The 19,154-nt window shown below is 44.2% G+C and carries 15 protein-coding genes; 6 read left to right on the top strand and 9 right to left on the bottom strand.

The features are described from left to right. The first annotated feature begins 126 nt into the window (after nt 1-126). Together treB and treC are read left to right on the top strand one after the other, a co-directional pair. Nucleotides 127-1,551 carry a PTS trehalose transporter subunit IIBC gene (gene treB / locus LDO37_RS14515; protein WP_126605947.1) on the top strand — a complete coding sequence of 475 codons (1,425 nt, stop codon included), beginning with the start codon at nt 127-129 and terminating at the stop codon, nt 1,549-1,551. A 67-nt stretch (nt 1,552-1,618) separates the two neighbouring features. After that, nucleotides 1,619-3,304 (top strand): alpha,alpha-phosphotrehalase, encoded by a 1,686-nt coding sequence (gene treC, locus LDO37_RS14510; RefSeq protein WP_126605948.1) that lies wholly within the window; start codon nt 1,619-1,621, stop codon nt 3,302-3,304. Between the two features lie 229 nt (nt 3,305-3,533). Here treC and LDO37_RS14505 read toward each other — a convergent pair whose 3' ends face one another. Continuing rightward, entirely contained in the window at nt 3,534-4,145 is a 612-nt protein-coding gene (locus LDO37_RS14505; RefSeq protein ID WP_126605949.1) for a YitT family protein, read from the bottom strand. Between the two features lie 348 nt (nt 4,146-4,493). Here LDO37_RS14505 and glyA point away from each other — a divergent pair, with 348 nt between their 5' ends. From glyA to dnaJ, 4 genes are all read left to right on the top strand, one after another. Then, nucleotides 4,494-5,744, top strand: a complete 1,251-nt coding sequence (glyA, locus tag LDO37_RS14500; RefSeq protein WP_126605950.1) for a serine hydroxymethyltransferase — start codon at nt 4,494-4,496, stop codon at nt 5,742-5,744. A 523-nt stretch (nt 5,745-6,267) separates the two neighbouring features. Next, the gene (locus LDO37_RS14495; protein ID WP_126605951.1) at nt 6,268-7,533 is read left to right on the top strand and encodes a dicarboxylate/amino acid:cation symporter; all 1,266 of its coding nucleotides are present in this window, start codon (nt 6,268-6,270) and stop codon (nt 7,531-7,533) included. 264 nt (nt 7,534-7,797) lie between these two features. After that, complete coding sequence (dnaK, locus tag LDO37_RS14490; RefSeq protein WP_101110772.1) at nt 7,798-9,714, top strand: molecular chaperone DnaK; 1,917 nt, start codon at nt 7,798-7,800, stop codon at nt 9,712-9,714. 282 nt (nt 9,715-9,996) lie between these two features. Then, nucleotides 9,997-11,145 carry a molecular chaperone DnaJ gene (gene dnaJ / locus LDO37_RS14485; RefSeq protein ID WP_126605952.1) on the top strand — a complete coding sequence of 383 codons (1,149 nt, stop codon included), beginning with the start codon at nt 9,997-9,999 and terminating at the stop codon, nt 11,143-11,145. 71 nt (nt 11,146-11,216) lie between these two features. Here the strand turns inward: dnaJ and LDO37_RS14480 are convergent, their stop codons facing one another. The 8 genes from LDO37_RS14480 to mrdA all read right to left on the bottom strand — a co-directional run bounded on the left by LDO37_RS14480 (nt 11,217) and on the right by mrdA (nt 19,149). Beyond that, nucleotides 11,217-11,543, bottom strand: coding sequence for a hypothetical protein (locus LDO37_RS14480; RefSeq protein ID WP_101110770.1), 327 nt, complete (start codon nt 11,541-11,543; stop codon nt 11,217-11,219). Between the two features lie 235 nt (nt 11,544-11,778). Further along, on the bottom strand, nt 11,779-12,744 hold the full coding sequence (gene lipA, locus LDO37_RS14475) for a lipoyl synthase (protein ID WP_126605953.1): 966 nt from the start codon (nt 12,742-12,744) through the stop codon (nt 11,779-11,781). Beyond that, nucleotides 12,741-13,400, bottom strand: a complete 660-nt coding sequence (gene lipB / locus LDO37_RS14470) for a lipoyl(octanoyl) transferase LipB (RefSeq protein WP_126605954.1) — start codon at nt 13,398-13,400, stop codon at nt 12,741-12,743. Before lipB ends, lipA begins: the two co-directional genes overlap by 4 nt. A gap of 229 nt (nt 13,401-13,629) precedes the next feature. Further along, entirely contained in the window at nt 13,630-13,908 is a 279-nt protein-coding gene (gene ybeD, locus LDO37_RS14465) for a DUF493 family protein YbeD (protein WP_101110767.1), read from the bottom strand. Between the two features lie 151 nt (nt 13,909-14,059). Beyond that, nucleotides 14,060-15,244: a serine hydrolase gene (locus LDO37_RS14460; protein ID WP_126605955.1), complete on the bottom strand. Its 1,185-nt coding sequence runs from the start codon at nt 15,242-15,244 to the stop codon at nt 14,060-14,062. A 106-nt stretch (nt 15,245-15,350) separates the two neighbouring features. Then, on the bottom strand, nt 15,351-16,145 hold the full coding sequence (locus tag LDO37_RS14455) for a septal ring lytic transglycosylase RlpA family protein (protein WP_126605956.1): 795 nt from the start codon (nt 16,143-16,145) through the stop codon (nt 15,351-15,353). Continuing rightward, complete coding sequence (rodA, locus tag LDO37_RS14450; protein WP_101110764.1) at nt 16,145-17,266, bottom strand: rod shape-determining protein RodA; 1,122 nt, start codon at nt 17,264-17,266, stop codon at nt 16,145-16,147. The genes LDO37_RS14455 and rodA overlap by 1 nt, the downstream gene beginning before the upstream one ends. Then, the gene (gene mrdA / locus LDO37_RS14445) at nt 17,266-19,149 is read right to left on the bottom strand and encodes a penicillin-binding protein 2 (protein WP_126605957.1); all 1,884 of its coding nucleotides are present in this window, start codon (nt 19,147-19,149) and stop codon (nt 17,266-17,268) included. Before mrdA ends, rodA begins: the two co-directional genes overlap by 1 nt. Between the last annotated feature and the right edge of the window lie 5 nt (nt 19,150-19,154).

Below are 19,154 nucleotides of genomic sequence, written 5' to 3'. Positions count from 1 at the left end.
CATGTTCAATTAATGGGACTGTTCCCATTTTGATTTATTATTAGTGATGTCAATATGAATAATAACAATTGGGAACGGTCCCAAAAGAAATAAAATAGAACGTGAATTCAAATAGGGTGAACAGTTATGAGTAAGGTAGCGAAGAAAGATGTCGCCAAAATCCTCGAACTTGTAGGGGGAAGCGATAACATTGCGAGTGTAAGCCATTGTCTAACTCGATTGCGCTTTGTACTAAATGATACCGATACAGCGGATGTGAAAAGGCTAGAGAGCATTTCTATCGTTCGCGGTTGTTTTACAAATGCTGGTCAATTTCAAGTCGTGATTGGCAATGAAGTGGACGACGTCTATAAGCTTTTACTTGAACTGTCAGGGAAAAGCAGCGCTAGCAAAGACGAGTCCAAGCTAGCTGCTCGTCAGAATATGAATATCTTAGAGCGCAGCATCTCCCACCTAGCCGAAATTTTTGTTCCCCTTCTACCGGCGATCATTACGGGTGGTTTGATTCTTGGTTTTCGCAACGTTATAGGCGATATCAAGATGTTCGATGGCCAAACACTGACGCAAATCAGTCAGTTTTGGGCGACCGTCCATTCGTTTCTATGGCTAATTGGTGAAGCGATTTTCTTCTTCCTACCCGTCGGCGTATGTTGGGCTACGGTGAAGAAGCTGGGTGGCACACCAATATTGGGTATTACATTAGGTGTGACGTTAGTTTCACCTCAACTTATGAACGCTTATTTAATCGGTAAAGAAGTGCCCGAAGTATGGGACTTTGGATTGTTTGTGATTGAAAAAGTGGGTTATCAGGCACAAGTAATACCTGCAATGCTGGCGGGTGTAGCGCTGGCGTTTATAGAGACAAACCTCAAGCGAATTGTACCGGGATACCTATACCTTGTTGTGGTGCCATTTGTGTCTATTTTGTTGTCTGTGATCCTTGCTCACTCGTTGATCGGTCCTTTCGGACGTTTACTGGGCGATGGTGTCGCGTTTGCGGCTAAAGCGGCAATGACGGGTGACTTTGCCATTATTGGTGCCACCGTGTTTGGATTCCTTTACGCACCGTTAGTGATCACCGGTGTTCACCACACAACCAATGCTGTTGATTTACAGTTAATGCAAGAGTTGGGTGGTACGCCAATTTGGCCACTAATCGCATTGTCTAATATTGCACAGGCTTCTGCCGTCGTCGGTATCATCATTATCAGCCGTAAAGAAGGTGAGCGAGATATCTCTGTTCCTGCTGCCATTTCCGCCTATCTTGGTGTAACGGAGCCTGCGATGTACGGTATCAACCTCAAATACAAATTCCCAATGCTAAGTGCCATGGCCGGCTCTGCTATTGCGGCGGCAATATGTGGTAGTGCGGGTGTGATGGCAAACGGCATTGGAGTCGGTGGCCTGCCAGGTATTCTCTCTATACAGCCTCAATACTGGACTATATTCAGCATCGCCATGCTAGTTGCGATTTTTGTACCTGCGATGTTGACTCTCTTCTTCTATAAGCGCGCTCAACATAAAGGCAATTTAGAAACAGCAGCCGCATAACATACAGCAGGCAGCCTGCTCTCTTCCCCCTTGTTGGCTGCCTGCGCTTTACTCTGAGAACGAAACAATGACTATTCATAACGACTGGTGGCGCAAAGCGTCTATTTACCAAATCTATCCAAAAAGTTTTTGTGACAGCGGAAGTTCTGGCACTGGAGACATTCAGGGGATCATTTCAAAGTTAGAGTATTTGAAAGCTCTGGGCATTGACGCTATTTGGTTAACGCCTGTTTACTGTTCTCCGATGGTCGACAATGGTTATGACATTTCGGATTACTTTGCCATTAACCCTGATTTCGGCACTATGGCGGATTTTGATGAATTGATTGCCGCGGCACATCGCCAAGGGATTCGTATAATCATGGATATCGTCGTTAACCATACGTCGACAGAGCATGCTTGGTTCCAATCAGCTTTGGGTGATAAGAATAGCCCATACCGCGACTACTATATTTGGCGAGACCCACTCAATGGTGATGTCCCTAATAACTGGGAATCCAAGTTTGGTGGTTCAGCGTGGGAGCTTGATGGCTCCACTAACCAATATTATCTGCACTTATTTGCTAAAGAGCAGGCTGATCTGAATTGGGAAAACCCGCAAGTTCGTGAAGAAGTCAAAGCGATAATAGAGTATTGGGCAGAAAAAGGCGTTGATGGGTTCCGTTTGGATGTCATTAATCTTATTTCTAAACAGCAAGATTTCCCATCTGATGATGTGGGGGATGGCCGTCGATTTTACACTGACGGACCTCGCGTACATGAATATCTACAAGAAATCAGCCAGACGGTATTTCAAAAATATGGCAGCGTCACCGTAGGGGAAATGTCTTCAACGACGCTAGAGCATTGCCAGAAATATTCTTCGATGGATGGTAAAGAACTATCCATGGTGTTTAACTTTCATCATCTTAAAGTGGATTATCCGAACGGTGAGAAGTGGGGGCTTGCTCCGTTTGATTTTCTTCAATTGAAATCCATCTTTAACCACTGGCAGCAAGGCCTAAACGGAAAGGGGTGGGGCGCTCTATTTTGGTGTAATCACGATCAACCCCGCATCGTGAGTCGGTTGGGTAATGATGAGCAATACCGAGTCGAGTCAGCCAAAATGCTCGCCGCTTCCGTACACTTCATGCAAGGCACACCATATATCTATCAAGGTGAAGAAATCGGTATGACAAACCCTCATTTTGATTCAATAGACCAATACCGAGATGTCGAAAGCACGAATATGTATGACATCATGGTGAATCAGAAAGGGGGGAGCTCCGACGACATGCTTCGTATTTTAGCGAGCAAGTCACGTGATAACTCGAGAACGCCTATGCAGTGGGATGATTCTGAACATGCAGGGTTTACCCAAGGGACTCCATGGATTGATGTTGCTAGAAATTACCGTGATGTGAATGCAATGACAGCGTTCGAAGATAAAGGCTCAGTCTTCTATTTTTATCAGTCACTCGTTCATCTACGCAAAGAACTCCCCGTGATAACGGATGGAGACTATCAAGATTTAATGCCGGATCATCCGTCTGTTTTTGCCTACGCTCGTAGCAACGGTTCTCAGACGCTAATTTGTATTAACAACTTCTACGAAGAACGGGTCGAAATCACTCTACCGAGCCGTTACGACATGAAGCAAGCAAAAGGCGTGCTTGGAAATTATCAAACCGTTGAGCAGTTGAGTTTGGTTCAGAGTTCGAATCAATCTCTTGAACCCTATGAAAGCCGTGTTTTTATCATTGAGAGTATTTAGCGCTAAAATAAATGCATAAAAAAGCCGGGCAATTGGATTGCCCGGCTTTTTGTTGCTGACGTTGTTTTTTTATATCCCCAAGTAACCTCAAAATGCAGGATTCAGAGCCTCATATTCTGTTTCAATTCAAGCCTTTCTCACTTCAAAATAAAGAACGCAGCGGAATGACGAGTCCTTTCCAAGCTCTTAGACGATGAAGTGGGGCAGAATATGAGCCCACTTGGGGATATTAGTGTTGAACTGAGCGCTTACTTACACTGTATCGTGTGGGTTTATGGTTCATAGCCAATACTAAGTTCAGCGCGATTGCCCCTAAAATAGACAAGCCGATGACTTCAAGCGAAACGAAAAAGAATGATGCAATTAGAATCGCACAATCAATGATCATCTGGCTTTTGCCAACTGAGAACCCAGTCTTATCTTGAATAATCAAGCAAAGCACATTAAAGCCACCAAGGCTGGTGTGATGTCGGAATAAGATCAGCATGCCTAGTCCCATCAATAATCCGCCCGATATCGCGCAGTAAAGTGGGTTAATGCTATAAATCTGAATCAGCCAGTGCAGGTTATCTGCGAATATAGAAACAAGCGCACCAGAAATTAAACTGGTCAGCGCGAATCTTTTGCCAAAGCGTTTCCAGCCTAAAATATAGAATGGGATATTTGATGCGAAATAGAGAACGCCGAAACTAAAAGGCACAAATTGGCTAATTAAAAGCGCTAACCCTGTGGTTCCACCCGTCAGTAAAGTCGCATTCTGTAAGAAGAATACGCCCTGCGCGACTAAAAATGTGCCTGTCAGTATTGCGATCCAATCTTCTTTTCTTGTGTGTTTTTCCATCAAATTACATGTTAACTTACCGAAATTGAGCGGAATACTAGTGAAAAACTGCTACTTTCGATAGCTTGAATGGTAATTCTACCTCTAACTTATGTATCTTTGATTTTACAGGGTGTAAACCTTTAAGTTGACAGTGATATAGTTTAGAGAAACGATATAGACCACCACTATGATGAACACTCAAACGGAACATGAAATATCTACATAAAGAAAGTTGCAAAAGTCACTTTATGACGCAGATCAAATTATGTAGAATGCACCCCATCAAATACGGTGACGAAAACGTTTGCTTTTGGTCGTTGTGTGGTTTTTTTGAAACTTTCAGTAAATCTGAGTCAGGAGATACAGATGCTTAAGCGTGATATGAACATCGCTGATTACGATGCGGACCTATTTACAGCAATCCAAGAAGAGACTCTTCGTCAGGAAGAGCACATCGAGCTTATCGCTTCAGAAAACTACACCAGCCCACGTGTAATGGAAGCGCAAGGTTCTCAGCTAACAAACAAGTACGCTGAAGGCTACCCAGGCAAGCGTTACTACGGTGGTTGTGAGTTCGTAGACAAAGTTGAAGCATTGGCTATTGATCGCGCATGTGAACTATTTGGTGCGGATTACGCAAATGTACAGCCTCACTCAGGTTCTCAAGCAAACAGTGCTGTGTACATGGCGCTTCTTAACCCAGGTGATACGGTTCTAGGTATGAGCCTGGCGCACGGTGGTCACCTAACTCACGGTTCTCCAGTTAACTTCTCAGGTAAACACTACAACGTTATCCCTTACGGTATCGATGAAGCTGGTCAGATAAACTACGACGAAATGGAAGCATTAGTAGTAGAGCACAAACCGAAAATGATCATCGGTGGCTTCTCTGCTTATTCCCAAGTTTGTGATTGGGCGCGCATGCGTGAAATTGCAGACAAAGTAGGTGCTTACTTCTTTGTAGATATGGCTCACGTTGCTGGTCTAATTGCAGCGGGTGTTTACCCTAACCCAGTACCACATGCTCACGTTGTTACTACAACAACGCACAAAACACTGGCTGGTCCACGTGGTGGTCTTATCCTTTCTAATGAAGGTGAAGACTTCTACAAGAAGCTGAACTCAGCAGTATTCCCTGGTGGTCAAGGTGGTCCTCTAATGCACGTTATCGCGGGTAAAGCGGTAGCGTTCAAAGAAGCACTAGAGCCAGAGTTCAAAGAGTACCAAGCACGCGTTGTTGCGAATGCAAAAGCAATGGTGGCAGAATTCCTAGAGCGTGGTTACGACATCGTTTCGGGTTCAACAGAAAACCATTTGTTCCTAGTTGATCTCATCAACAAAGACATCACGGGTAAAGATGCCGATGCAGCACTTGGTGCGGCAAACATTACAGTAAATAAAAACTCAGTGCCAAACGATCCACGTAGCCCGTTCGTTACGTCTGGTGTTCGTGTAGGTACGCCTTCAATTACTCGTCGTGGCTTTACTGAAGAAGACGCGAAAAACCTAGCTGGCTGGATGTGTGACATCTTAGACAACATGGGTGATGAAGCCGTAATTGAAGCGACTAAAGCGAAGGTGCTTGAGATTTGTAAGCGTCTACCTGTTTACGCATAATATCCTTTAGTTCGTTCTATTGGGTTTCAGAGATATATACATAGTGTGTCTCTAATCGATAGACATAGAAATAGAAAAGCGCAGCCATTAGGCTGCGCTTTTTTTTTGAAATCAAAGCATGCTTGAACAACTTAACTCTCGCCAGTTATCTATTTTTGCGAATTTTATATTCTGCTGTGAATTGTCCTGATTGGCTTTAGTTTTGTTTCGGTATTTCATACTAAAAAAGCACGAAAGACCTTTTTATTGTAAGGTTAAATGACTTTATTTCCATCAAAAAACAGGTTGTTTGTTTCTTGATCGAGAATAGGGTTAACCTACTGACCTAGTTTGTATTTAGTTTTTTGTTTCGGTTTTTAAGGAAAATATCAGATTAAATTTTGTGAAGTTCATTGTGATATTTTTGTTAATAGTGCCTTTTATTTGTGAATTCAGTGTGTATTATTCCTGCCCTCTGCATTTGTTAGTGCAGTAAATAACTATCAAAATACTATATGCAAGCATAAACAACTGGAGTGAAACGATGAATAAATCGCTTTCAACAAAAATTTTTATAGGTCTATTTGCCGGCCTAATGATAGGTACCGCCATTCAGTACTTATTCAATGGCATCACCATTATGGATACTTATGTTTTGGGAGCGGCTGAGGGCGCTGGTGGAATGTTCGTATCACTTATCAAGCTTTTGGTTGTGCCACTGGTCTATGTGTCGATCGTCTGCGGTATTGTTGAGTTAAAAGACATTACTTCTTTTGGACGCCTTGGTGGTAAAACTTTTGCCTTGTACATTTTCAATACCATCATTGCGATTACTGCGGCACTGACTATCGGAATGATTGTTCAGCCGGGTGCTGACGCAAATTTGGCTGGTACGGTTTCTGAAGCAGTGAAATTAACGACAACAGAAACACCAGACATCTTCTCTCTGGTTGTGAACATCGTGCCAAGCAACCCTGTACAGGCGTTTGCAAATGGTGACATGCTACAAATCATCTTTATGGCAATCCTTACAGGCCTTGCTATTCAGGCTCTGGATTCACGTGGTGGTCCTGCAATTCGCACCTTCAAAATGGCAAACGAGATCATGATGAAGTTGGTGGGTTTGGTCATGAGCCTTGCACCATACGGTGTATTCGCGTTGATGATTCAACTTGGCGCGACTTTAGATGCAAATACATTGGCGTCAGTGGCTGGATATGTTGCCCTTGTTGTCGCTATGTTGGTGTTCTGGATTTTCTTCTTCTATCCAACCGTCGTAGGGTTGGCTACAGGTATTTCTCCAAAAGAGTTTATGCGTGCAACGCGCGAGCAAGTTCTGTTCTCACTTTCGACAGCAAGTTCTAACGCAACTATCCCTGTTACCATGCGCACACTTACCGAGAAGTTAAACGTCTCTCGATCTGTTGCCGGTTTTGGTGTGCCACTTGGTGCGACAATGAACATGTCTGGCGTATCCATCTACATTGCTCTTGCGACAATCTTTGTCGCCAATGCGTTTGGTCAGCCAATCAACTCTGCTGATATCTTTACTCTTGGTCTAACGATTCTGCTTCTATCTATCGGTGCGGGTGGTGTCCCTGGTGGCGGCGTAGTTATGGTTGGTGTATTACTGCACCAATTGGGTCTTCCACCTGAAGGTTTGGCTATCATTGCGGCAGTAGACCGTATCAATGATATGTTCTGTACGTCTTCAAACGTAGTAGGTGATACTGCGGTGAACACCATCGTAGCTAAATCTGAAAACGAAATAGGCGTTGAAGAAAAATCTGAACCTGTTCAAGTGAGCTAATTACGACGAAAATTGGCTTATATAAGCGGAGCCTTTTGGCTCCGTTTTTTGTTGTAACGACAAGGGTTCAGAGAAAAAAGAAAAAAAACGTTACTTTTTTTAATGAATCCCCTTGAAAAGGTATTCCATGCCCTTATCTATTGGGCATAGACAAAGCAAAGTAGTTTGCACACATATTTTGTGAGTAGGGGTTGAATCCCCATTCCTCATCCCCACTTATGGGGATATAGCAAAAAGATAATTGATTTAATCGGAGATAGCCTGATGGGTAAAATCATTGGTATTGACTTAGGTACTACTAACTCTTGTGTTGCTGTGTTGGACGGCGATGCACCACGCGTAATCGAGAACGCTGAGGGTGAGCGCACAACTGCATCTGTTATTGCTTATACAGACGGTGAAACGCTGGTAGGTCAACCTGCGAAACGTCAAGCAGTTACAAACCCGGAAAACACGCTATTTGCAATCAAGCGTTTGATCGGTCGTCGTTTCGAAGATGATGAAGTTCAACGTGACATCGAAATCATGCCTTACAAAATTGTTAAGGCTGACAACGGCGATGCATGGGTAGAAGCGAAAGGTCAGAAAATGGCTGCTCCTCAGGTTTCTGCTGAAGTTCTAAAGAAAATGAAGAAAACGGCAGAAGACTTCCTAGGTGAAGAAGTAACAGGCGCTGTAGTGACTGTTCCTGCATACTTCAACGATGCTCAGCGTCAAGCAACTAAAGATGCAGGTCGTATCGCTGGTCTTGATGTTAAGCGTATTATCAACGAACCAACAGCTGCTGCTCTAGCCTACGGTCTAGACAAGCAAGAAGGCGATCGCACAATTGCGGTATACGACCTTGGTGGTGGTACGTTCGATATCTCTATCATCGAAATCGACAACGTTGATGGCGAGCAAACTTTCGAAGTACTAGCAACTAACGGTGACACGCACCTTGGTGGTGAAGATTTCGATAACCGTCTAATCAACTACTTGGTAGACGAGTTTAAGAAAGAGCAAGGCATCGACCTTAAAGTTGATCCTTTAGCAATGCAGCGTGTTAAAGAAGCAGCAGAAAAAGCGAAAATTGAACTGTCTTCTGCACAGCAAACTGACGTGAACCTACCTTACGTTACCGCTGATGCAACTGGTCCTAAGCACATGAACGTTAAAGTGACTCGTGCAAAACTAGAAGCGCTAGTTGAAGACCTTGTTCAACGTTCTCTTGAGCCACTAAAAGTTGCTCTAGCAGATTCTGATCTATCAGTAAGCGAAATTACAGACGTAATTCTTGTTGGTGGTCAAACGCGTATGCCTATGGTTCAGTCAAAAGTTGCTGAGTTCTTCGGTAAAGAAGCTCGTAAAGACGTGAACCCTGATGAAGCAGTAGCAATGGGTGCTGCAGTTCAAGGTGGTGTACTTGCTGGTGAAGTGAAAGACGTACTACTTCTAGACGTAACGCCTCTTTCTCTAGGTATCGAAACTATGGGCGGCGTAATGACAGCTCTAGTTGAGAAAAACACAACAGTACCGACGAAAGCAAACCAAGTATTCTCTACAGCTGAAGACAACCAAAACGCGGTAACTATCCACGTTCTTCAGGGTGAGCGTAAGCAAGCAATGCATAACAAATCTCTAGGTCAATTTAACCTAGAGGGTATTCAGCCTGCACCTCGTGGTATGCCTCAAATCGAAGTAACTTTCGACCTTGATGCGGATGGTATCTTGCACGTATCTGCGAAAGACAAGTCGACAGGTAAAGAGCAAAAGATCACAATCCAGGCATCTGGTGGTCTAAGCGACGACGAAATCGAGAAAATGGTACAAGAAGCAGAAGCAAACAAAGAAGCGGACAAGAAGTTCGAAGAATTGGCTTCTGCTCGTAACCAAGCTGACCAAATGATCCACGGTACTCAGAAGCAAGTTGAAGAAGCGGGTGACGCGCTTCCTGCTGAAGACAAAGAAAAGATCGAAGCAGCAATTACTGAGCTAGAAGAAGCGAAGAAAGGCGAAGATAAAGAAGCTATCGACGCGAAAGTTCAGGCGCTAATGGCGGCATCTCAAAAGCTAATGGAAATCGCACAGCAGAAAGCTCAAGCTGAACAAGCTGCGGGCGCAGAAGCTGGCGAACAACCTAAGCAAGACGACGATGTTGTTGATGCTGAGTTTGAAGAAGTGAAAGACGAGAAGAAATAATCTCTAAGCTATTATCACTCGAAATATCAATGTTTCGGGTGATATAGCGTCTAAATCTTCTATGCTGCGGGCGTTCGAGTTATCTCTTACGCCCGCAAGTTTGTAAATAGGGAATCAATCCAGATAAAGAGTTTGTGATAGTAAGGTGCTTAGCACACTGGCTAGTGTTGCTATTCATACATATGCTTTTCTCATAACCTTAGGATCAGTCTCCTTATCTAGATTGATACAAACCACCAAGCGGAACCATCCGTTTGCAGTAAATAATTGGTGACGAAGAACATGTCAAAACGTGATTTTTACGAAGTATTAGGCGTTGGCCGTGATGCATCAGAACGCGATGTAAAAAAGGCGTATAAGCGCCTTGCTATGAAATTTCACCCAGACCGTAATCAGGGTGACGAATCGGCTGCGGAAAAGTTTAAAGAAGTAAAAGAAGCGTACGAAATTCTTTTAGACCCACAGAAGAAAGCGGCGTATGACCAATACGGTCACGCAGCCTTTGAACAAGGTGGAATGGGCGGCGGCGGTGGCTTCGGTGGAGGCAGCGCTGACTTTGGCGATATCTTTGGTGACGTTTTTGGCGACATCTTTGGTGGTGGTCGCCGTGGTGGCGGTGGTCAGTCACGTGCCCAACGCGGTGCAGACCTTCGCTACAACATGGAACTTTCTCTAGAAGAGGCTGTTCGCGGTGTTGAAAAAGAAATTGAAGTTCCTACTCTAGTTGAGTGTGATGTCTGTGATGGCAGTGGTGCTAAGAAAGGTTCTGGTGCTCAAACATGTGGAACATGTCATGGTCATGGCCAAGTTCAAATGCGCCAAGGCTTCTTTGCTGTTCAGCAAACATGTCCTACCTGTCACGGTAAAGGCAAAATCATTAAAGACCCATGTAATTCTTGTCATGGTCAGGGTCGTAAGCAGAAAACGAAAACACTGAATGTTAAGATCCCTGCTGGCGTGGATACGGGCGATCGTATTCGTCTTTCTGGCGAAGGTGAAGCTGGAGAAATGGGCGCACCTGCTGGTGATTTGTATGTACAAGTACATGTTCGTGAGCACAACATCTTTGAGCGTGATGGCAACAACCTTTACTGTGAGGTGCCAGTTAGCTTTGCAATGGCTGCACTGGGTGGTGAAGTTGAAGTTCCAACTCTTGACGGTCGTGTAAACCTGAAAGTGCCAGAAGAAACACAAACGGGTCGTATGTTCCGTATGCGCGGCAAAGGTGTGAAAGGTGTTCGCGGTGGCGGTGTTGGCGATTTAATCGTGAAATTGGTTGTTGAAACACCTGTTAAATTGAGTTCCCGTCAAAAAGAACTGCTGCGTGATTTCGAAGAAACGTGTGGCGGAGATGCGGCGAATAAGCATAGCCCTAAGTCAGAAGGCTTCTTTAATGGTGTTAAGAAGTTCTTTGATGACCTAACAAGCTAACAACGTAAAATCGAGACATAAAAAACGACAGCCAGTGCTGTCGTTTTTTTATATCTGAAACAAATGAGTGATTACTTGTTGATACTGATGGTTTCACCAGACTTACAACGGAACTGGTAGTAACGCTGGCTTTCGTTAAACTTAGACAAGCCTTCACCGCTGCAGTAATCAGCGTTAATGTTGCGCATTGTCTCTAGTGTCACTTCAGAGCGAAGTGCAAACTTGGAGCCATCCGCACATACAATACGAACACGACCATCATCGCTTACTGAGTAAACTTTTACTTCGGTATTACAAAGCTCGAACGATGCGTCCATGTAGTTATCTTGTTGGGTAGGTGTAGAGCTACAACCTACCAGCGTCAAAGCCATTAGACCTGCTACTGCAAATAATTTCATCTGTAGTTTCCAACTGGTTGATGTTAATTTTATGCTGAATAACAAGCTGAAGTGTTTGGGCTCGTCGCCATTTAATCGCTTAGCTGCTATACAACAGATTTTAAAGTAAAAATATTTAAGCATCTTAGCGTAAAGCCAGATGTGAGTAAAATTCCGGTATAAAAAACGCCCCGATTTCTCGAAATCGGGGCGAATTATAAAAAACTTAATAGTAATAGAAGGTTAAGAGTTCAGTTTACTTAATCTCAACCCCTTTAGCTTGAAGATCGGCATGGTAAGAGGAACGCACAAATGGACCACATGCAGCGTGAGTGAACCCCAGCTCTAGCGCGATCTCTTTTAGCTCATCAAACTCTGAAGGTGGCACATAGCGTTCAACCGCTAAGTGGTGACGACTTGGTGCTAAGTACTGACCAAGCGTTAGCATTGTCACACCGTGAGCACGTAAATCTTTCAGAACTTCTACAATTTCTTCTTTTGTTTCGCCTAAGCCCATCATCACACCAGACTTGGTTGGGACATCCGGGTGTTGTTCTTTAAACTTGCGAAGCAAATCAAGTGACCACTTGTAGTTCGCACCTGGTCTCACCTTGCGGTAGAGGCGAGGTGCTGTTTCTAGGTTATGGTTGAACACATCTGGCGGGTTATCTTTTAACAGTTCTAACGCGGTATCCATACGACCACGGAAATCAGGAACCAATGTTTCAATGCGTATGTTTGGGTTCATGGCGCGAATTTCACGGTTACAGTCGGCAAAGTGCTGTGCCCCACCGTCGCGTAAATCATCTCGGTCAACAGAAGTAATAACGACATACTTGAGTTTCATGTCTTTAATTGTTTGAGCAAGATGCTGCGGCTCGTTGCTGTCCGGTGTGATTGGACGACCATGGGCAACATCACAGAAAGGACAGCGACGGGTACAGATAGCACCTAAAATCATAAATGTAGCCGTACCGTGGTTAAAGCATTCCGCTAAGTTAGGGCAAGAGGCTTCTTCACATACAGAGTGAAGATTATTCTTACGCATGGCGGATTTGATTTCTTGGATACGTTTGCTATCAGAAGGTAACTTGATTTTCATCCAATCAGGTTTGCGTAACACTTCTTTCTGTTCAATTGGCATGTTCTTCACTGGGATCAGTGCCATTTTGTCAGCGTCGCGGTATTTAACGCCTTTTTCCATCTGGATAGGTTTGCTCATGATGATTTGCTTTCTGTAATAATTTCGACTTGCTTGTAGCCCAGCAGTGCAACAAGCTCTTCAATCAGCGTTGTTTCAACGCTGCTCACTTCAGTATCACTGTTAAAATCGCTGATTTGGACCATTTCCAATCCTTGGTAGCCACATGGGTTAATACGCAGAAATGGCGAGAGATCCATATTTACATTTAAGGCGAGTCCATGAAAAGAACAACCTTTTCGAATGCGTAGCCCCAGCGAACAAATCTTTTTATCACTCACATAAACGCCCGGAGCATCTGGTTTTGCTTCGGACTCTATATCATATTGCTTCAGTGTATTAATAACCAGATTTTCGATATGAGTGACTAAGTCTCTTACTCCCAATGAGCGCCGGCGCAGGTTTAATAGGAAATAAGCCACAACCTGACCCGGACCATGATAGGTAACTTGACCACCACGATCGCTCTGTACTACTGGGATATCGCCAGTATCAATTAGATGCTCTGTTTTGCCTGCTTGACCTTGAGTAAAAACTGGGTTGTGTTCTACAAGCCAAACTTGGTCGCCCGTTTCTTCATCACGAGTATCAGTAAAGTCATGCATGGCTTGCCAAATGGGTAGGTAATCTTGTCGACCTAGCTTTTTAACGACTAACTGGTCTTTGACTTCAAGCAAACTAAAAGATCCTTTGAAATAAGAACGATAAAAGTAAACGGATTATAAACTTCTTTAACCAATCTAACTACACATAAGCGACATGGATTTTACATCTAAGCTAGAATTCCATGCTGGAAATTAGAGAGTTGGTACTATGGATAGGGTAATAAACCCTAGAAAAACAGCGACTAATAAGTCGCTGTTTCAATTCGAGCTAAATAGTTAGAGGCTAAAGTACTATGCTTACCTAAAGTACCATGCGTACGATGTCGATATCGCCTAACTCTTTGTAGAGTGATTCTACTTGCTCGATAGAAGTCGCTGTGATGGTAATAGAGACGGAGTTGTATGTCCCTTTTCCACTTGGCTTAACGGTAGGGCTGTAGTCGCCAGGAGCGTGACGTTGAATGACTTCTAACACAAGCTCTGGCAGTTCTGGTTTTGCGTAGCCCATTACCTTGTAAGTAAACTGACAAGGGAACTCAAGCAGGTCTTTTAGTTTAGCGTCTGAGTTGATATTCAACATTGCGAGAACTCCGATTTAGTATTCGATATTGCGGTGCGAAATAGTACTGCCAAATGTAACGGATCTCAAGTTACATCAGTGTACCCTCACATTATGATGCAAAAAAGCCGCTAACGCGGCTTTCAATAATTAAGTATTAGATACGCTAAACTTAGCTAAACCAGCTCTTGAACAGCAAGACAATGTAATCAATTAAGCGGCTAAATAGGCTGCCTTCTTCTACATTTTCTAGCGCTAGAAGTGGGTATTCAGCGATGTCGTCACCTTCAACTTGGTAGAACAAACGTCCAACCACGTCGCCTTTGCGAATCGGGGCCTGAAGTTCTTTTTCTAATACGAAGTTGGCAGTCATGTTTTTCGCCTGACCACGAGGAAGGGTAACGTAGGTATCTTCGGCAACACCTAGAGCAACTGAGTCTTTGTCACCCATCCAGATTTTTTCGCTAACGAAAGTTTCCCCTGATTTGTGTGGGGAAACCGTTTCAAAAAAGCGGAATCCGTAGTTGAGCAGTTTCTTGCTTTCCGCCTTACGAGCGTTAGCATTTTTTGCTCCCATTACAACGGCGACTAAGCGCATTTTGCCTTCAGTTGCAGAGCTCACCAAACTGTAGCCAGCTTTGCTAGTGTGCCCGGTTTTGATGCCGTCAACGTTCATGCTTTTATCCCAAAGCAAGCCGTTACGGTTGTATTGGGTTATACCATTGTAAGTAAACTGTTTTTCGGCGTAGATGCGGTATTCATCTGGTACATCACGAATAAGAGCCTGACCAAGCAGTGCCATATCGTAAGGCGTTGAGAAAAGGTCTGGATTATCCAAGCCATGTACATTGGCGAAGTTGGTATCTTCCATACCAATCGACTTAGCCCACGCATTCATAAGGTCTACAAACGCGTCTTCAGATCCTGCAACATGTTCAGCCATGGCGACACAAGCGTCGTTACCTGACTGAATGATGATGCCGCGGTTTAGATCATCAACGGTTACCGTAGTGCCCACCTCAATGAACATTTTTGAAGAATCAGGGAAATTTTTCGCCCACGCATTCTTACTAATGACCACTTTATCAGACAGCGAAATGTTACCGCGTTCAAGCTCTTGACCAATGACATAGCTGGTCATCATCTTGGTAAGACTTGCTGGGGACAAACGTGTGTTCGCCTCTTTTTCTGCCAGAACTTTACCGGAATGGAAGTCCATGAGCACGAAACCTTTAGCGGCGATTTCAGGTGCATCTGGGACTACAATAGGAGCCGAGAATGCAGGAGAAGCGAAAGTTGCTGACACGATTGCTGAAGTGACAAACAAAGATTTAATAGATTTCACAGATTTTTTCATTGGTATTAGTTGTTAGTCTGATTGTTTAATGCTGAACGTTCGTATCTTAGCAGAATCATTCTGATAAGTCAGAAGCTTACTGTTGCACAAATTAACCCGTTTGTCCCTAAGGATTCTGTTTCACTTGTTTAATGAACGCGGTGGGGTAGCCTTGTGAGTGTACTTGAGATAACGTTTTTTGCGTTAATTCTTGGTCATTAAATGGACCTAAAAAAATACGATGTATCTTTTTTGACCCTTCTGTATAACTGCGTACTGATAGGCTTTGACCCAAAGATTTCGCTAAAGTTCGGGCTTTGTCTTCATCTTTTGATGCGGCAACTTGAATAACAAACCTTGGCAATTTCTTCTGCGCAACGAGCGATGTATTTTCACGGCTTACAGATATGTACTCAATTTTTACATTTGCAGTCCCCGTCTGAACAACGCCTAACTTGTATGCCGCTGCGTAGCTTAAATCAATAATACGCCCTTCATGAAATGGACCTCGGTCGTTAATGCGGACAATAGCCGCTTTTCCGTTGTCTTTGTTCAGTACCTTGACGTAACTTGGAAGAGGTAAAGTCTTATGTGCTGCTGACATAGAATACATGTCGTATATTTCACCGTTAGACGTTAGGTGACCATGAAACTTTTTACCATACCAAGACGCTTTACCTTCTTGAGTAAATCCTTCTGGCTCTTTAACAATCTTGTATGAGCCACCCAGTAAGCTGTAGTCTTTGTTGCCGCCTAAACTGATGGGTTCATAAACCGGATGAGCATCTTCAATATGTTCAACAGAAAGAGGCACTTCAGGGGCGACATCGTCATCTATGGTGTACCTGCCTTTGTCTGGGCTTGTACAGCCAGTTAAAGCCAGTATTAAAATTACGATAAGTGAGTAAATTCTAAAAGCCATCAGTTCGCCTTAGAGAGCATTTTACGGTGAGTGTGAATCGACATCAGAATGCCAAACCCGGCCATTAGCGTTACCATGGATGTGCCTCCATAGCTAATCAAAGGCAGTGGTACACCTACAACGGGAAGAATGCCACTCACCATACCTATGTTTACAAAAACGTAAACAAAAAAACTAAGAACAACACTGCCCGCCATCATTCGACCAAAAGCGGTTTGCGCTTTACTGGCTAAAAACAGACCACGACCAATTATAAACAGGTAGATGCAAAGTAGCGCGACCACACCAATCATGCCCCATTCTTCGGCAACGACGGCAAAGATGAAGTCAGTATGACGCTCTGGTAAGAATTCAAGTTGCGACTGAGTTCCTTGCAACCAGCCTTTTCCGGATAAACCGCCAGAACCAATGGCAATTTTACTTTGAATGATGTGATAGCCTGCGCCCAATGGATCAGATTCAGGGTCAAACAAGGTTCTTACGCGAACCTTTTGATACTCTCTCATCAAGAAGAACCAAAGAATTGGGATGAAGGCACCGAGTGCAACGGCCGCAGCCGTGATGATCTTCCAGCTTATTCCTGCAAGGAAAATAACAAAAATCCCTGACGCAGCGATGAGGATAGAGGTTCCTAAGTCGGGTTGCTTGGCAATGAGTATTGTTGGAATGAAAACCATCAATAGTGAGGCGATCAGTGTCTTAAATGTAGGGGGGAGTGAACGCTTACCAATGTACCTCGCCACCATGAGTGGTACGGCGAGTTTCAATAACTCAGAAGGCTGGAAACGCACAAAACCAAGGTTTAACCATCGCTGGGCTCCTTTAGATGCTTCTCCGAAAAATAAAACCCCTAACAATAGTAATATCCCAACAAAAAACAGCAATGGTGCGGCGGTTTCATAGGTGCGTGGTGGGATCTGTGCGAGCAGCAACATCACGACAAGAGACAACCCCATTCTCATGGCTTGTCTGTCCATCATCGCGAGGCTTTGTCCACTGGCACTGTACATAACTACCAGCCCAAAGCACATAAGCAGCAATAACCCAAGCAACATGGGCAAGTCGATATGGAGTTTATCGAAAAAGGAACGATTTCTTCCGGTAGAAGGGTCAAACCGCATTATTTATTCCCATCTTTGCTGTCAATTAAAACGTGGTCGAAGATCTCTCGTGCAACAGGTGCACCGTTTGAAGAGCCACCCCCTGCGTTTTCCAATACAACCGTTACTATCACTTCTGGATCATCAAATGGAGCAAATCCTGTGTACAGAGCGTGGTCTCTCAAGTGCTCTGCCAGTTCGTCGGCGTTGTATTCTTCGTCTTCTTTGAGCCCAAACACCTGCGCTGTGCCCGATTTGCCACCCGTTACGTATTTTGCTTTCGCGAAAGCTCGTCGGGCCGTTCCTTTTTTACCGTGGTTTGCTAGGCGCATTCCTTCTAAAGCAACATTCCAATAGCGTTTAGATACGCCTTCAACCGGTGGGTAAGATTCAATAGGTGCGGCTGTAGTGACATGAGGTTCTTGAGTTTTATCAATGGTCGCTCTAAGCAGGTGAGGAGCAATAACTTCACCTTTGTTCACCAACACGGAAGTAGCTTTCGCTATTTGCATTGGGGTCGCTGTCCAGTAGCCTTGTCCGATGCCTACAGGGATCGTATCACCTTGGTACCAAGGTTGGCGATGACGCGCCATTTTCCATTCTCGGGTTGGCATGTTGGCTTTACTTTCTTCATGAATATCGATACCCGTAAAGTCACCAAATCCAAACAACATCATCCAAGTGGAGATGCGATCAATCCCCATGTCGTAGGCAATTTGATAATAAAAGGTATCCACTGATTCCTCGATTGATTTCAGTATATCGACACGACCGTGTCCCCAACGTAACCAGTCTCGAAATGGTCGAGTTTTCGAGTTAGGAATACGCCAGTACCCTGGATCATTACGTGTGGTTTTTGTCGTAATGACTTTTTCTTGAAGTGCTGCCACTGCGATAAATGGCTTCACTGTAGATGCTGGCGGATAAATTCCAAGGGTTGCGCGGTTAACTAAAGGTCGGTCTTTGTCTTCTAATAAGGCGCGATAGTCTTTGCCGGAAATCCCATGTACGAAAGAGTTCGGGTCGTAGCTTGGGCTAGAAAGCATCGCTAAAACCCCGTTATCGGTTGGGTCGAGCAAAATTGCCGAACCTCTTCGACCATCCAGCAAACCATATAAATACTGTTGTAATTTAATGTCTAGGTTGAGGACGATATCTTGCCCGGGAACCGGTGGTACGTATTTTAATGTGCGAATAATACGGCCACGGTTGTTCACTTCAACTTCTTGGTAACCAGCCGTACCGTGAAGTAGGTCTTCATAAAAACGTTCGATACCAAGCTTACCAATATCTCGGGTTGCTTGATAATTGGCGACTTTATCTTCGCGCTCTAAGCGTTGTAAATCACGATCATTAATTCGAGATACATAGCCCAACACATGAGTCAGTACCTTTCCATATGGATAATAGCGTTTTAGCGTAGCGTTCACTTCTACACCAGGAAAGCGATGCTGATTCACAGAAAATAGAGCGACTTGTTCTTCCGTTAACTGGTTTAAAAGTGGTACGGATTTAAATCGCCGAGTACGCTTACGTTCCTTGTGGAAGCGAGTAACACGCTCTTCAGAGATATCAAGAAAAGTACGCAACTGAATAATGGTTTCGTCAATGTCTTTGATTTTTTCAGGCGTAAGTTCAAGGCTAAAGATGGGGCGGTTTTCAGCGAGTAGAATACCATTGCGATCGTAGATCAATCCGCGGTTAGGGGCGATAGGCACCACTTTTATACGGTTGTCATTAGAGCGGGTTTTGTAGTCTTGAAACTGGTTGACTTGAATGTTGTATAAGTTGACGAGAAGCACACCCATAAGCGCCACAATGCCCATAAAGGCGACTAAGGCGCGTCGCGAGAATAGGGCGGACTCGGCGGTGTAATCTCGGATTTGGGTGCGCTGACGTCTCATCTAGC

Source organism: Vibrio penaeicida, assembly GCF_019977755.1.
Lineage (GTDB): Bacteria > Pseudomonadota > Gammaproteobacteria > Enterobacterales > Vibrionaceae > Vibrio > Vibrio penaeicida.
This window is presented reverse-complemented; position numbering and strand designations above follow the sequence as displayed.

Coding starts and splice junctions, on each gene's coding strand:
- LDO37_RS14460 (WP_126605955.1), bottom strand. CDS start 15,244: ATGAAAAAATCTGTGAAATCTATTAAATCTTTGTTTGTCACTTCAGCA.
- rodA (WP_101110764.1), bottom strand. CDS start 17,266: ATGCGGTTTGACCCTTCTACCGGAAGAAATCGTTCCTTTTTCGATAAA.
- ybeD (WP_101110767.1), bottom strand. CDS start 13,908: ATGTTGAATATCAACTCAGACGCTAAACTAAAAGACCTGCTTGAGTTC.
- treB (WP_126605947.1), top strand. CDS start 127: ATGAGTAAGGTAGCGAAGAAAGATGTCGCCAAAATCCTCGAACTTGTA.
- LDO37_RS14480 (WP_101110770.1), bottom strand. CDS start 11,543: ATGAAATTATTTGCAGTAGCAGGTCTAATGGCTTTGACGCTGGTAGGT.
- LDO37_RS14455 (WP_126605956.1), bottom strand. CDS start 16,145: ATGGCTTTTAGAATTTACTCACTTATCGTAATTTTAATACTGGCTTTA.
- mrdA (WP_126605957.1), bottom strand. CDS start 19,149: ATGAGACGTCAGCGCACCCAAATCCGAGATTACACCGCCGAGTCCGCC.
- dnaK (WP_101110772.1), top strand. CDS start 7,798: ATGGGTAAAATCATTGGTATTGACTTAGGTACTACTAACTCTTGTGTT.
- LDO37_RS14505 (WP_126605949.1), bottom strand. CDS start 4,145: ATGGAAAAACACACAAGAAAAGAAGATTGGATCGCAATACTGACAGGC.
- treC (WP_126605948.1), top strand. CDS start 1,619: ATGACTATTCATAACGACTGGTGGCGCAAAGCGTCTATTTACCAAATC.
- LDO37_RS14495 (WP_126605951.1), top strand. CDS start 6,268: ATGAATAAATCGCTTTCAACAAAAATTTTTATAGGTCTATTTGCCGGC.
- lipA (WP_126605953.1), bottom strand. CDS start 12,744: ATGAGCAAACCTATCCAGATGGAAAAAGGCGTTAAATACCGCGACGCT.
- glyA (WP_126605950.1), top strand. CDS start 4,494: ATGCTTAAGCGTGATATGAACATCGCTGATTACGATGCGGACCTATTT.
- dnaJ (WP_126605952.1), top strand. CDS start 9,997: ATGTCAAAACGTGATTTTTACGAAGTATTAGGCGTTGGCCGTGATGCA.